The sequence below is a fragment of the Winogradskyella maritima genome (assembly GCF_042650215.1).
Lineage (GTDB): Bacteria > Bacteroidota > Bacteroidia > Flavobacteriales > Flavobacteriaceae > Winogradskyella > Winogradskyella maritima.
In genome coordinates, this window is sequence record NZ_JBHSAT010000004.1 from 88,754 (window position 1) to 102,904 (window position 14,151).

8 protein-coding genes and 2 tRNA genes are annotated in these 14,151 nt (G+C 37.6%); 3 read left to right on the forward strand and 7 right to left on the reverse strand.

The window, feature by feature from the left end; translation table 11 throughout:
• Positions 1 to 58: 58 nt before the first annotated feature.
• From ACFOSX_RS01465 to mutS, 5 genes are all read right to left on the reverse strand, one after another.
• A complete protein-coding gene (locus tag ACFOSX_RS01465) occupies positions 59 to 3,085 on the reverse strand; it encodes a SusC/RagA family TonB-linked outer membrane protein (RefSeq protein ID WP_386096301.1) in 3,027 nt (1,008 codons plus the stop codon).
• A gap of 235 nt (positions 3,086 to 3,320) precedes the next feature.
• Positions 3,321 to 6,089, reverse strand: a complete 2,769-nt coding sequence (locus ACFOSX_RS01470) for a helix-turn-helix and ligand-binding sensor domain-containing protein (RefSeq protein ID WP_386096303.1) — start codon at positions 6,087 to 6,089, stop codon at positions 3,321 to 3,323.
• A 436-nt stretch (positions 6,090 to 6,525) separates the two neighbouring features.
• Positions 6,526 to 6,609 (reverse strand) — tRNA-Leu (locus ACFOSX_RS01475).
• A 212-nt stretch (positions 6,610 to 6,821) separates the two neighbouring features.
• A tRNA-Gly gene (locus tag ACFOSX_RS01480) sits at positions 6,822 to 6,893 on the reverse strand.
• A gap of 93 nt (positions 6,894 to 6,986) precedes the next feature.
• Entirely contained in the window at positions 6,987 to 9,620 is a 2,634-nt protein-coding gene (mutS, locus tag ACFOSX_RS01485) for a DNA mismatch repair protein MutS (RefSeq protein ID WP_386096305.1), read from the reverse strand.
• A gap of 368 nt (positions 9,621 to 9,988) precedes the next feature.
• Between mutS and ACFOSX_RS01490 the strand changes: the two genes are divergently transcribed.
• Both ACFOSX_RS01490 and ACFOSX_RS01495 read left to right on the forward strand, forming a co-directional pair.
• Positions 9,989 to 10,528, forward strand: a complete 540-nt coding sequence (locus ACFOSX_RS01490) for an RNA methyltransferase (RefSeq protein ID WP_386096307.1) — start codon at positions 9,989 to 9,991, stop codon at positions 10,526 to 10,528.
• Between the two features lie 155 nt (positions 10,529 to 10,683).
• Positions 10,684 to 11,337, forward strand: a complete 654-nt coding sequence (locus ACFOSX_RS01495; protein WP_386096309.1) for a class I SAM-dependent methyltransferase — start codon at positions 10,684 to 10,686, stop codon at positions 11,335 to 11,337.
• Here ACFOSX_RS01495 and ACFOSX_RS01500 read toward each other — a convergent pair.
• Complete coding sequence (locus ACFOSX_RS01500; protein WP_386096311.1) at positions 11,334 to 12,236, reverse strand: FRG domain-containing protein; 903 nt, start codon at positions 12,234 to 12,236, stop codon at positions 11,334 to 11,336. The two genes, ACFOSX_RS01495 and ACFOSX_RS01500, sit on opposite strands and share 4 nt — an antisense overlap.
• Before the next feature lie 4 nt (positions 12,237 to 12,240).
• Entirely contained in the window at positions 12,241 to 13,377 is a 1,137-nt protein-coding gene (folK, locus tag ACFOSX_RS01505) for a 2-amino-4-hydroxy-6-hydroxymethyldihydropteridine diphosphokinase (RefSeq protein WP_386100158.1), read from the reverse strand.
• Between the two features lie 59 nt (positions 13,378 to 13,436).
• On the opposite strand from folK, the gene ACFOSX_RS01510 reads away from it, so the two are divergent.
• Complete coding sequence (locus ACFOSX_RS01510) at positions 13,437 to 14,141, forward strand: queuosine precursor transporter (RefSeq protein WP_386096313.1); 705 nt, start codon at positions 13,437 to 13,439, stop codon at positions 14,139 to 14,141.
• Positions 14,142 to 14,151 lie beyond the last annotated feature (10 nt).

Here is a 14,151-nt window from a genome sequence, read left to right on the forward strand (position 1 = left end):
AGCACAATACCCTTAAGGATGTAAATTCTGTTGTTTTTTATATAAGTCTTCATCTCCATTAAAATTTTAAATTCATTCCAAGTAAAAACGTTCTAGGATTCGGATAAAAACCGTAATCTATACCGCCACCTATTGGTTCTCCTGTTGATGCCGTTGGGTCATAACCTCTATACTTAGTTAATGTGACCAAATTTGTTACAGACGTGTAAATCCTAAATTTGCTCATTCCAATTTTTTCTAAAGTTTTTTCTCCAAAAGAATAGCCTAATTGCACATTCTGAAGGCGAATAAAAGAACCGTCTTCTACAAAGAAGTCCGAAAACAAACTATTACTGTTTGCGCCACTTGTTACCCTTGGCGAACTGTTGTTAGTTCCTGGCCCTGTCCAACGATCTAGATTATAAATTGTTCTATTGGTTTGCGGTTGGTTACGCTCATAATTTCTAACGATATCATTTCCAACGGAAGCAAAAGCGTAGGCTCCAAAATCGAAGTTTTTAACATCCAATGTTAAGTTTAGACCCATAGTAGCATCTGGCAGAGGGTCACCAATATAGGTTCGGTCATCATCATTGATGATACCATCTCCGTTGGTATCAACAAATCTTAAATCACCTGGCTGCACATCGTTATTAATTATTGCAGCGTTATCTATTTCCGCTTGGGTTTGGAAAACTCCATCGGTTTGAAACCCTCTAAAATAGCCAATAGGAAATCCTTCCTCCATACGAGATGGTGGATCTTGACCAACGCCAAAAGCACCTCCGGCAAGGAACCCACCATCTGCGGTCACTTCAACAACATTGTTATCTAGCGTGGCTACATTATATCGTATGCCTAACTTTACATCGTCACTGAAATTTTCGGTGTATCCAATGGAAAATTCAATACCGCTATTCTCAACAATACCTGCATTAACAACGGGAGGGGCTGCACCAGGAGCTGTTACTCCAAGTATTCCTGACACTTGAGGCACCACTAGCAAATCCTCAGTTCTCTTCTTATAGTAATCCGCCGTGATATCGATTTTATTATTCCAGAATCGTGCATCTAGACCAACATCAAATGTTTTTTGTCGTTCCCATTTGATTTCCGGATTTGCCAAAGCTCCAGTAGCCGTACCGAAGACCAATTGATCATTAATGACATAAGTTCCCTCGCCGTTCAATAAAGACACAAATCTGAAATCAGGAATTCTATCATTTCCGAGTATACCATATGACGCTCTGAACTTGAGAAAATCTAAAAAATCACTGTTGTTTAGAAACTCTTCATCGGAAGCAATCCAACCCACAGATCCTGAAGGGAAATATCCAAACTTATTTTCTGGACCAAATTTGGTAGAACCGTCACGTCTTAATACAGCTGACAATAAGTACTTCCCTTTGTAATCATACTGAACCCTTGTGAAATAAGATAGTAATCTAGAATCAAAAGCCGCATTACCATTAGGGAAAATATTTTGAACATCATCAAGATTTTCAATATTGGCATTAGCAATAGTATTACCTGGCACATCAAATCCTACAAACCCACTAAAGTTTCCTTGGGTTTTAAACACTGAGGTTCCCAATAAGACATTCAGGTTATGGACATCGTTGAATTTATTTTCGTATTTAATAAAGGCATCGAAGGTATAGTCTTTAAAAATGTTCAACGTTTCGACAACCTCATTTCTATCTCTGTTGAAGACCTTACCACTTCCAAAAAACGCAACTGGGTTAAAGACTCTTCCGTCTACCTCTGCATAGTTAAATTGGTAATTTGCTTGAGCCGTAAAATGTTCCAGAAAATTATACGATAGTCCCACATTACCATTTAATTTATCAACTTGCGATCTGTTGAAGGTATTTTCAATTTGTGCCAGTGGATTAACGACTTCGTTCCCCAAGCCCTCTGCTAATGAAAATCCACCATTGTCATTAAAAACAGGTATGGTTGGCGCCATGTTTAAAGCATTAAACAATACAGAACCCAATCCTGATTCATTTAAGCCTCTTCTATTGGTATGTGTCCATGTGATACCACCATTAAATTTAAAATTTTCTAAAAAGTCTAAAGTATAATTTAGTCGCTTTGTAAATCTTGTAAAGTTTGCTTTGTTACCTCCAACTATACCATCTTGGGTTAAAATACTAGTTCCATAAGCATAGGTGGAATTTTCACCACCACCTGTAATTGTAACTGCCGTATTAAAAATCGGAGCTCTTTGAAACACTTCATCCTGCCAATCGGTGCCCTGCCCTAATAAAGACACATCCGGGAACGGCGCTGACTCCCCGTTGGCAGCAAAAGCTTCGTTTAATAACAACCCATATTCTGTAGCATTAAGCACCGGAATTTTTCGAGTTGTTTCTTGAAATCCGCCAAAACTGTTTATCTCAACGGAAAGGTCTTGATTTTTTCGACCCGACTTTGTAGTAATTAAAATAACGCCGTTGGCGGCCCTTACACCATATATACCGGCTGTAGCATCCTTAAGAACATTCACTGACTCAATATCATTAGGGTTAATGACACTTAAGTCCTCAACCACTGTACCATCAACTAAAATTAATGGACGACTATCACCATTTGTGGAAACCCCTCTAATACTAATTGTAGAAGATGCTCCTGGCGCACCAGAGTTTGATACAATGTTAACACCGGCTACCTGACCCTGAAGCGCTTGCTCAATTCGAGTTGGCTTTAAGGTTTCAATGGTTTCACTAGAAACAACAGCTACGGCTCCTGTGATTTCCTTTTTGGTCTGTGTTCCATATCCAATAACAACGACTTCGTTGAGCGATTCGGCATCTTCAACTAAAACTACGTTAAGTGGCTGATCATTGGTTATTGTGATTTCTTGAGTTTTGAAACCAACATAAGTAAATACCAAAACAGAATTTTGAAGCACGTCACTCAAGGTAAACTTTCCATCAAAATCTGTGCTTGTACCTCTTGTGGTATTTTTAATCAAAACATTAACACCAGGTAAAGGTTGTCCTGTAGTGTTATCGGTAATTGTTCCTGTAACATTTACACTTTGACCCAAGACCTGAAGCGAAAAGCACATCAGAAAAACTATCAAAATTTTTGAGTACATATTTTTTTGAATTAGATACTGCAACTTATTTCATCGGATTGAGAAATCCATAAAAAAGAGCCCTACAAAAAACATACATAGCTGTCTAAAGGGTAAAATATTGCCAAATTATCAGGTAAAACCTAAAATACTGCGGATTTCAAAGTACTATATAAGAAACGAAAACGTTTGAGAAATAGAGAAAAACAGTATTTGTATAGGTAATGTATAGGTATTTGCATTAGTTGTATAGTAGCTATACACTAATAACATAATCAGTTAAGCTTTGATTAGCACTTAAATTCATCTTTTTACGAAGTCTGTAACGTTTTACTTCAACACTTTTATGGGAAATATTAAGTAGTGGTGCAATCTCTTTTGATGACAAATTAAGCCTCAAATAGGCACATAAACGTAAATCATTTGATGTTAAACTTTCATGCTTGGATTTCATTTTTTTTATAAAATCCTTATCGGCATTATTGAAGGCTTCTTCAAAAAGCTTCCAATCATCTGTGGCATTTAAATTTTTATCTATGGTCTTTACTACGGCTGTATAGTCTTTGGGAGATTCTGCCTTTAAAAGTTCTTGCTTAATTGCATTTAAAATTTCGTTCTTCTTTATAAGATTCATGGTCGACGTCCCTAACTCCCTGTTTTTATTTTCTATATCCTGACGTAGGTTTTCATTCTTAAGTTCCACTAATTGTCTTTGCGATTCAATTTCTTTATATTCTAATTCTCGCTCCTTTTCAACCACTAAAGCTTTCTGCTTCTTTTTATAATAGCGCGTATTTAAAATCTGTACCAACGCTAAGAACCCAACAAACAAACCTACGTATACTACTATGGCCAATGGCCTAAGGTACCATGGTTTCAAAATTGAAAATGAATAGGACGCCACATTTCCTGATATCTGGCCTCCCACCTTCGCTCTTACTTCGAAGACATAATCTCCAAAAGGGAGGTTCTCAAAAAACTCATTGGATTTAGTTGTCCACGCACTCCAATCTGTATAAATATCTTTCAATCTATATTGATAGACAGAGGTTTCGAGACTCTCATAACCTGATACACTATATTGAAAATGAAGATTATTATGGTTGTTTGGCAACTCAATGCCGCCCTCTAAATTTAGATATTCCTTATCTTCATTTAAAACACTAAAGGATACCCTATCAATTTTTACGTCGTAATCCCTTTTGTTGGTAATACCTAAATCTACAACTATGTAACCCTCCGTAGTTCCCAAGAGGTATGATTCATCTTGAATCTTTAAAATATTCTCGAATCCGTATTTGCTTTTCCGCAAGGAGGCTGGTAAGTCTATAGCCGTAACTTGTGGTTCGTTACTCAAATTCCCTGGGTCTACATATATAATTTGATTGTCAAAAAATGCCCAAAGACGCTTTTGCGATGCGTCCACCACCATTTTACCCGACACATAATTATCTTCGGCATAATAATCTTTCAGAAAATCTGACTTTGAAAAATTTTCATTTTTATATGTATATACCCCTTTGTTATTAGCATACATAATAGTTCCATTATATTTAAATAGTGTAGAACCAATACTTTTTGGAACATTTAGAGATTCGTAGGATTCAATTTTCGACAAATCTTCACTCAGGGTCAATCTAAAAACACCTTTGTATTCATGACTTACCAAAAGTTCTTTTTCACTTGAAAACTCTAGAAATCGTGATGAAATATAAAAACCTTCCAACTTTCTATCAAATTCCCAATTTCCATTGACATTTTTTAAAATTGATAATCCCTTATAGGTCCCTTGGATAAGATATTTTGGTTGACCATCTATAGTTTGGAATTGCCACACACCATTATCTGACATTATTCGGTTGGCACGCACTCCAAAAATTTGAAATGTCCCCGTATCGTGACCGCACAACAGCGTATTATTAATAATGTCTAGCTCCCAAACCTGCCCCTCCGTACCGGCAATAAGAGCAAAATCGTCATTAGAGCCTTCAACTCTATAAAATAGCCCTTGGTTGGTTCCCAGATATAATAAACCATCATGTATTGCTGAAACGTACACGGTCCCTAATTCCCCCTTTCTATCATTGAAAACCTTGTAAGGCGAATTAAGATTCAGCACATTGACCCCATTATCCAAGCCAAGCCAAAGGTTATTAAAATTGTCTTCAAACAAAGAAAGAACCGTATTATTTAATAGTCCATCCTCTTGCTCCATCCTTAAAACAATAGCGCCAGAAGTATCAATTATGATGACGCCATTGGATATGGTTCCTAGAACCATATTTCCATTTTGGAGTTGTAAACTGCTATACACATTAACCCCGTTTATGAGGTTGTTTAAATTTGTAAACCATGGTTCAGTTTTACCATTGTTGAGCTTAAAAAAACCTTTATTCCTAGTCAACAAAAGCAAATGCTTATCATTGAGGAACACATCAAAAATTTCATTCTCAACAACTAAAGCGTCGTTGGATATGAGGACTTCCTCTCCGTTCTCAATTTTAAACAAGCCCTGACCTAATCGTTGAAAAAATATGGAATCATCAACTCGAAATAAACGTGTTATACGAGCATCAGATTCAATAATCCTAAAATTTTGATTTTCTTGGTCGAAAACATAAATGCGGTCAAAAGACTGAAAGAGAATCCAATTCTTAAATCCAATAATATTCCAGAACTCCTCATCTTGAATCAAACTCTCCCCAACACTATTTGCCAATGATGTGTAGTCTAATCCGCCAAAATCATTGCGTTCCCAATAACCAAAATCCATATAGCTCCCTGTAAACACTTTATTATCAATAAAAGCCACAGACCTAATTATAGCCTGATTCTCTACCGCATGAAGATTCCATTGTGCACCATTGAATTCCAACAGGCCTCTATTATTAGCAATAAGAATAGTATTGTTTAAACCTTGGGTAATCGACCAGTTTTGGTCGCCCGCACTATAATCTGAAGATGAAAAGTGTTGAATGGGTGGGAATTCCTGAGCAATCGCATTTGAAGAAAGCCATAATAACATCAAACATATCAACTTACCAAAACGAAATCTTACCATTGAAACGTAACACTTAAAATTTACGATGTTAAGGTACATATTTAAATTTTATATTGAAAATAATGGGGTTTGTAAGGATTTATATTTGAAATGTATAGTTTGTTTTAAGTACTATGAAACAACTTTACATTATTGTAAAAGAAAACATTTGTTTACTGTAAAAGAAAAATAGAGAAGAAAGTTGAAGGACTGATTTCTCCTCTTTCATAGTTAATCCGGGAATCTCCATAACACATTATAGTAATACAAATATTATCTTCGACTCGTACGGTCTCAAGATGAGGGGAAAAGCAAATCCAAGATATTGGAACTATTTTATTTTAAAAACCTGAATTCAAGCAAGCTTGGCTCAGATTTTTGAAACAAAAAAGCCGAAACTCTCGTTTCGGCTTTTCATCTGTACTGAAGGCGGGACTTGAACCCGCACGACCTAATGGTCATTGGATTTTAAGTCCAACGTGTCTACCAATTCCACCACTTCAGCATAACTGAGTGTCTACCTCCCGATACTTCGGGACCACCACTTCAGCATCTTGATTACATCAATATAATCAAACTTGGTATAATTTTATAAAGCGAAAGACGGCCCCGAAGCGTCGGGGTGAACCCCTGTCTGCCGACAGGCAGGCGCGACTCGTCGCTAATCACTCTCCAGATAACAAAACAATTAACTTGGTATCTGCAAATTTCATTTTGAGCGAAAGACGGGATTTGAACCCGCGACCCTCACCTTGGCAAGGTGATGCTCTACCCCTGAGCTACTTTCGCAGTTTTTAATGAACGTTTCGCCCTAAAAGCGGATGCAAATTTAAAATATTTCTTAGAAACGCAAAGGCTTTTTCAGAAATAAATGATTTTTCTTTAGGCCTGTTTTTTCTTCACCAACATTCGTTTTATTTCGTTGAGTTTCATCAGTGCTTCAACTGGGGTTAAGGTGTCGATGTCCGTGGTAAGTATTTCTTCTTTGATATCTTCCAACAGTGGGTCGTCTAAATTGAAGAAACTCAATTGTACGTCATCCTTAAGCGACCTTACCTTATCAGTAAGTTCTTCACTACTGTGCGATTTTTCAAGCTTAGCCAAAATCTTATTAGCGCGTCGCAATACTTGCTGAGGCATCCCTGCCATTTTTGCAACATGAATACCAAAACTGTGTTCGCTACCGCCTTCAACAAGTTTTCGTAAAAAGAGGACATTATCTTTTAATTCCTTAACCGCAACATTGAAATTTTTGATGCGACCAAAGGTTTCCGTCATCTCGTTCAATTCGTGATAATGCGTCGCAAATAAGGTCTTAGGTTTTGCAGGATGTTCGTGAAGATATTCGCTAATAGCCCAGGCAATAGAGATACCATCGTAGGTACTCGTCCCACGTCCAATCTCATCCAATAAGACCAAACTACGCTCGGAAATATTATTTAAAATGGAAGCGGTTTCGTTCATTTCTACCATGAAGGTCGATTCGCCCATGGAGATATTGTCGCTGGCACCAACGCGGGTAAAAATCTTATCCACCAAGCCAATATTGGCTTCGTCGGCAGGTACAAAACTTCCAATCTGTGCCAACAAAACAATCAGTGCCGTTTGTCTTAAAATTGCCGATTTACCCGACATATTTGGCCCTGTAATCATAATGATTTGCTGGGATTCCCTATCTAAATAAACATCGTTGGCAATATAGGTTTCGCCGAGCGGTAATTGCTTTTCAATGACCGGGTGACGACCATTTCTAATGTTCAAAGCAAACGAATCATCCAAAGTCGGCATCTTATAATTATTGGTAATCGCCAACGTAGCAAAACCGCAGAGGCAATCCAGTTGACCAATAAGATGGGCATTTTGCTGTACTTGTTTAATGAACTGATGCATCCATAAGACCAAATCTTCAAAAAGTCGCTGTTCAATAATTGAAATTCGCTCCTCGGCACCGAGAATCTTGGCCTCGTATTCCTTTAATTCTTCTGTAATATAGCGCTCAGCATTGACCAAAGTTTGCTTTCTAATCCACTCTTCGGGCACTTTGTCTTTGTGCGTATTTCGGACTTCGATATAGTAGCCAAACACATTATTGGAGGCAATTTTTAGCGATGTAATTCCGGTACGTTCAGACTCGCGCTCCAACATGGCATCGAGATAATTCTTCCCAGATGTTGACAAATCCCGAAGTTCATCCAATTCCGAATTAAATCCGTCCGCAATCGTCTTTCCTTTCAAAATATTGACGGGCGCTTCTTCATTAAGCGTAGCTTTAATTCGTTCACGCAACAAATCACAGCTGTGCAATTGCTCGCCTATGATTTTCAAAGCCTCATTGTCGCTTTCTGAAGCCAAAGATTTAATGGGGATAATCGCTTCCAAAGAGTTTTTTAACTGTACCACTTCGCGTGGACTGACTTTCCCTGTAGCAATTTTAGAAATTAAGCGTTCTATATCGCCGATATGTTTAATATGGCTCTGTATTTTTTCTAAAACCGTGTTGTTATCCACCAAATAAGACACCACATTATGGCGCTGTTTTATCTTATCCGCCTGCTTTAACGGCAGTGCCAACCAGCGTTTCAGCATGCGCCCACCCATCGCCGAGATGGTCTTGTCGATGATATTAATCAGCGTAACGGCATTGGCGTTTGTGGAATGGTAGAGTTCTAAATTTCGAATCGTAAACTTATCCATCCACACATAATCATCCGTTGCAATTCTCGAAATTGTAGCGATATGTTCCAACTGATTATGACGAGTTTCAGACAGATAATGAAGCGCAACACCCGAAGCTATTACCCCTTCATACAAATCCTCAATCCCGAAGCCTTTTAAGGTTTTGGTCTTAAAGTGCTTGGTCAAGGTTTCGTTTGCGTAATCGGCTTGAAAGACCCAATCTTCCAGGAAGAAGGTATGGAAATCAGTCCCAAAATCTTCCGTAAAAGTCAACTTTTGCTTCTTGGAAATCAGGACTTCACTAGGTTGAAAATTCTGAAGCAGTTTGTCCACATATTCCACATTCCCTTGCGAAGTCAAAAATTCACCTGTTGAAATATCCAAAAATGCGACACCTATTCGCTTGTCTCCACCAGCAGTTCTGCTACTGTCAAAATGAATGGAGGCTAAAAAATTATTCGACTTAGAATGAAGAATATCATCATTAAAAGCCACGCCTGGCGTTACCAACTCCGTAACCCCACGCTTTACAATGGTCTTGGTTTGCTTAGGGTCTTCCAACTGGTCACAAATCGCCACACGTTGTCCTGCCCTAACCAACTTTGGTAAGTAAGTGTTTAAGGAATGGTGAGGAAATCCGGCCAATTCCGTTTCACTTTCACTCCCAGCACCACGCTTGGTTAAGATAATGTCTAAAATCTGCGACGCCTTTACGGCATCTTCACCAAAAGTTTCGTAAAAATCCCCCACGCGAAACAGCAACAACGCATCCGGATACTTTGCCTTAATGGCATTGTATTGCTTCATCAACGGAGTTTCTTTTTTCGCTATTTTAGCCAATTTTGATATATTTTAGTTCGAAATTGCGTCAATACGTTCTAAAAACGCAAGTCTGTAAATGTAGCCAAATGTCTTTGTTTTTTAAATCTGAAAAAACACAAGTTATTTACAATTTTGAAGGGTTTTTAAACATTTTTGAAGTGATTGATTCTAGTTCGGAAGCTTGAAGGTTAAACTTAGCTATCTTTGAAAAATTAATATCGAATTGAATAACACCCCTAAAGTCCCCTCAAGGGGACACTAGTTCTATTTCGAATTTGTGGCATGTCCCCTTGAGGGTTATCGAAACAAAAATTAATAATTTTGTTGAAGATACCGAGCGTAGCGCTTAGGAGTGTGCAATTTCTATGAAGCTTCTTATTTAGAACATGAAACGTAAATTAAAAAACAGCGAGCTAGACCGATTGAATCCGTCTGACTTTAAATCAGCCGAAAAGTCGCCCATCATCATTATTTTGGACAACATCCGAAGCCTGAATAATATCGGTTCCGTATTCCGCTCGTCTGATGCCTTTTTGATTGAAAAGATTTACCTCTGTGGCATCACCGCACAGCCACCGCATAACGATATTAGAAAAACAGCCTTGGGAAGTACAGAAACGGTGGATTGGGCATACGCCGAGTCTACGCTTGATGTTATCAACCAATTAAAGTTAGAGGGTATTGAGATTTGTAGTATCGAGCAAGCTGAACATGCCGTAATGCTGAATGATTTTCAACCTAAAGCCAACACCAAATACGCTTTTGTTTTTGGGAACGAAGTCAAAGGCGTTCAACAAGACGTAGTTAACGCTAGTGATACCGTAATTGAAATACCGCAATTTGGCACCAAGCATTCCTTGAATATTGCGGTAAGTGCTGGGGTTGTGATTTGGGATGTGTTTAGTAAAATGAATAAGCCCATCTAAATCTTCCCGAAGGGAAGACTTTTTAGCTCTCTGTCATTCCTGCGAAAGCAGGAATCTAAAAGTTTAGCGATTATAAAAAAGATTCCTGCTTTCGCAGGAATGACAAATTAAAAATGGTAAAAAAATCAAAACAACCCTGGCCCACAAAAGCCGTCATGAACCAGATTTATGAACGTCATCTTTGGGGTGGGACGGATTTTGATTTTTATTCTGGTTATGGGTCGCATCAATTTGACATTGTTAATCCGTATGTTGAATCCGTTATCGAATTTTTAAAATCGCATGAGCAAAAACTAAGCATTTGCGATTTAGGTTGTGGCGATTTTAATGTGGGACAGCATTTGGTGGTATATTCCAAAACGTACACCGCAATTGATATCGTTGATGACTTAATTGAGCGGAACAAACAACAATTTCAAGACCCCAAATTGGAGTTTCAATGTCTCAATATTGTAGAGGATGACCTGCCGAAATCTGATATTGTAATTCTACGTCAAGTGCTTCAACATTTATCCAATGCTGAGATTATGAAGATTGTTGAGAAACTTTCGCAATACAGATTTATCATTCTTACAGAGCATATACCTGTTGGCGATTTCATTTCGAATAAAGACATCATTACAGGTCAAGGCATTCGGTTGAAACAAAATTCTGGGGTAGATGTTTTAGCTGAACCTTTTGGTCTTCAAATTAAAGAAGAAACGGTTTTGAATACGGTGATTTTGGAGGATGGAAAGGAGCAAATAACGACTATAGTCTATAAAATTAACAATCTCAATACAATATTATCTAGTGAAGGTAGAACTTAAATTGGTTTCCTACCGAGAATAAGCGAGCTTAGATTGTCACAATTTTTAAAAGAATCTCTCATATTACCTTCGCCTGTCAATACTAATGCTTTAAAGTATTCATTACCTTTGAGTGATTCAGCATCTGTCATCCATAAGGTTTTAATTAAAATATTTGCCTTTAGTTTTTGAAATCGAGGTGCAAAATGTAAGCTTATCGGTTTATTATTTTGAAGTAATATTTCTTCATCAATTTGATAATTATTTTTAAGTTGATTCAATATTAGTTTCTTATACTTACTTGGTATTATAATTTTTTTCACAAAGAAAGCTTCAGGTCTTCTCTTTTGATACTCAAATAAATCATAACTTTCTGTTGAAACGCTTTTATCTAGCGGATATGAGTCCCATAGCATAAAGCAACCACTTTGACTTCTCATTCTAGGGTTTGGAGTATTAGATTCAAAAAATACTATTTCTCCTTTATCTCTTTGAGTTTGAATCTCATTAAAATCAGAAAACTTTAAAATCTGTTCATAATCTGCTTTTTTAGCAACGAATAATGCTCCATCCTTATCTTTAATCTGACTATCATAACATGCAAAAAAGAGACCGACAAGAGGGTCTTTTGACCAGTCTAAAAGTCGAGTTGGAATTCCATAATGCTGACAGGTCATAAGCCATTCTAAGTCATGATTTGTAACTGTAAGCGGGCTCATTGGGATATATGGCTTTGATTGAAGTAGCAAGTTTTCAAATACCACAGTCTGATATCTCAACAAATTTTTATATCTATAAACAGATGGTTGCAGTCCCCAATCAACATTATTCTGCCCACGATATATAAATTCGCTAGTATCTAGACCGTTTTTGTACAAAAACTGTAAAGCCTCATTAAGGGATTTAATAGTATTGAGCATAAAATTAATTTATTACTTTTCTCAACAACCATAAATAATCCTCGCGATTCTTTACAAAATCCCTATCTGAAATGTCAATGATTTTTACGTTTAAGTCAGTTTGACTTTTTAAGAATTCAAGATAGCCTGCGTTCAGTTTTTCGAGATACGTGTCTTCGATGTTTTTCTCGTAGGCGCGTCCTCGCTTTTTAATGTTGGCTTGTAAGCGCTCTGTGTTTTGATAAAGATAAACGTATAAATCGGGCTTGGCGATGTCTTTATATACTTGGTAGAACAACTTTCGGTATAATCGGAATTCATCTTCAGGCAAAGTCACTTTTGAAAATATCAGCGATTTGTTCACATCATAATCACTGACCATAAAATCCTTGAATAAATCGAGTTGCGATAAATCGTCACTAATCTGCTGATAGCGGTCAGCCAAGAAGGACATTTCCAAGGTAAAGGCATAACGCTCTGGTTCCTTGTAAAATTTAGGGAGAAAAGCGTTGTCCGCAAAACGCTCTAAAATCAATTTGGCATTAAAATCTTGCGCAATTTTATTGGCTAGACTTGTTTTTCCGGCGCCGATATTCCCTTCAATAGCGAGGTAATTAAACCCGCCAAAATCAAAAGCCTGACTTGGATTTTTCAACCATTGGTGTAAAGGTTCTATGTGGGATTGGTCTTCAACTTCGGATAATAAGACGTCAACCGTTTTTTCAAATCTGGGATGGACGGTATCTTTTCCTACATCACATAATGGCTGTAAAACAAAGCGTCTGTTATGCAATTCGGGATGTGGTAATTGAAGCGACTTAGACTCAATAATTTCGTCATTATAAAAGAGTAAATCCAAATCAATTATGCGAGAAGCATAGCCTGAACCTTTTTTACGTTCGCGCCCTAAGTCCTTTTCGATATTCAGTAACAGCTTCATTAAGGATTTAGGCTTTAAATCCGTCGTCACTCGGACACAGGCATTGTAAAAATCGGGGATATTGTCGTCATCAAATCCAACCGCTGGCGTTTGATAGATTTTTGAGATTTTTTTGATGCTTCCAACCTGTCTAAAAATAGCATCAACGGCCGATTGCAGATAGTCGAATCGGTTGCCCTTGTTACTGCCTAAGGCAATGTATGCGGTATTGGTTGGAGTCATAGCTACAGCAAAATTATTCTTTTTATCTTTACTCAAAACTATTTACCCAAATAATTTAAATGTCCCTTAAAGACAAGCTTCTCGCCCAACGTATTTACCTATTTTTAGGCGCACTTTTTATCACATCGCTTGTCGTTTCGAACTTAATTTTTCAAAAATTTTTTTATTGGTATCCCATAGATGTTTCCGTTTTTGGCACCAAATTATTTGAAATTTCAGTCGGGATTTTGCCTTATCCCATAACCTTTTTAATTACCGACCTCATCAGTGAAATCTATGGGAAGAAACGTGCCAATGATGTAGTTGTGGCTGGCATTTTTGCCTCCTTTTTTTCCATGTTGATTATTTACACGGCCAATGCCGTGCCCGCAACATCATGGTCGCCGGTGCAGAATGAGATTTTCACTTCGGTTTTTGGCAATACCGCCGTGGCTGTTTTTGCGAGTATGATGGCTTATTTACTGGCGCAGTTTGTGGATATTCAGATTTACCATTTCTGGAAAAACTTAACCAAAGGCAAGCATTTGTGGCTAAGAAACAATGCCTCAACCTTCTTTTCGCAATTGGTGGATACAGGAACGGTGCTTTTGTTACTTTGCAGTTTTGGCGCCATTCCTTGGTCTCAATTTTTAGGTCTTTTAACCGCCGGTTTCCTCTTTAAAGTCTTTGTAGCTTTTGTAGATACGCCGTTTTTATATGCGGGTGTTTATCTCTTCCGAAGACGCTTCAAACTAAAAATAAACGAAGAAGTCAACTTAATTTAATCGCTAAAGC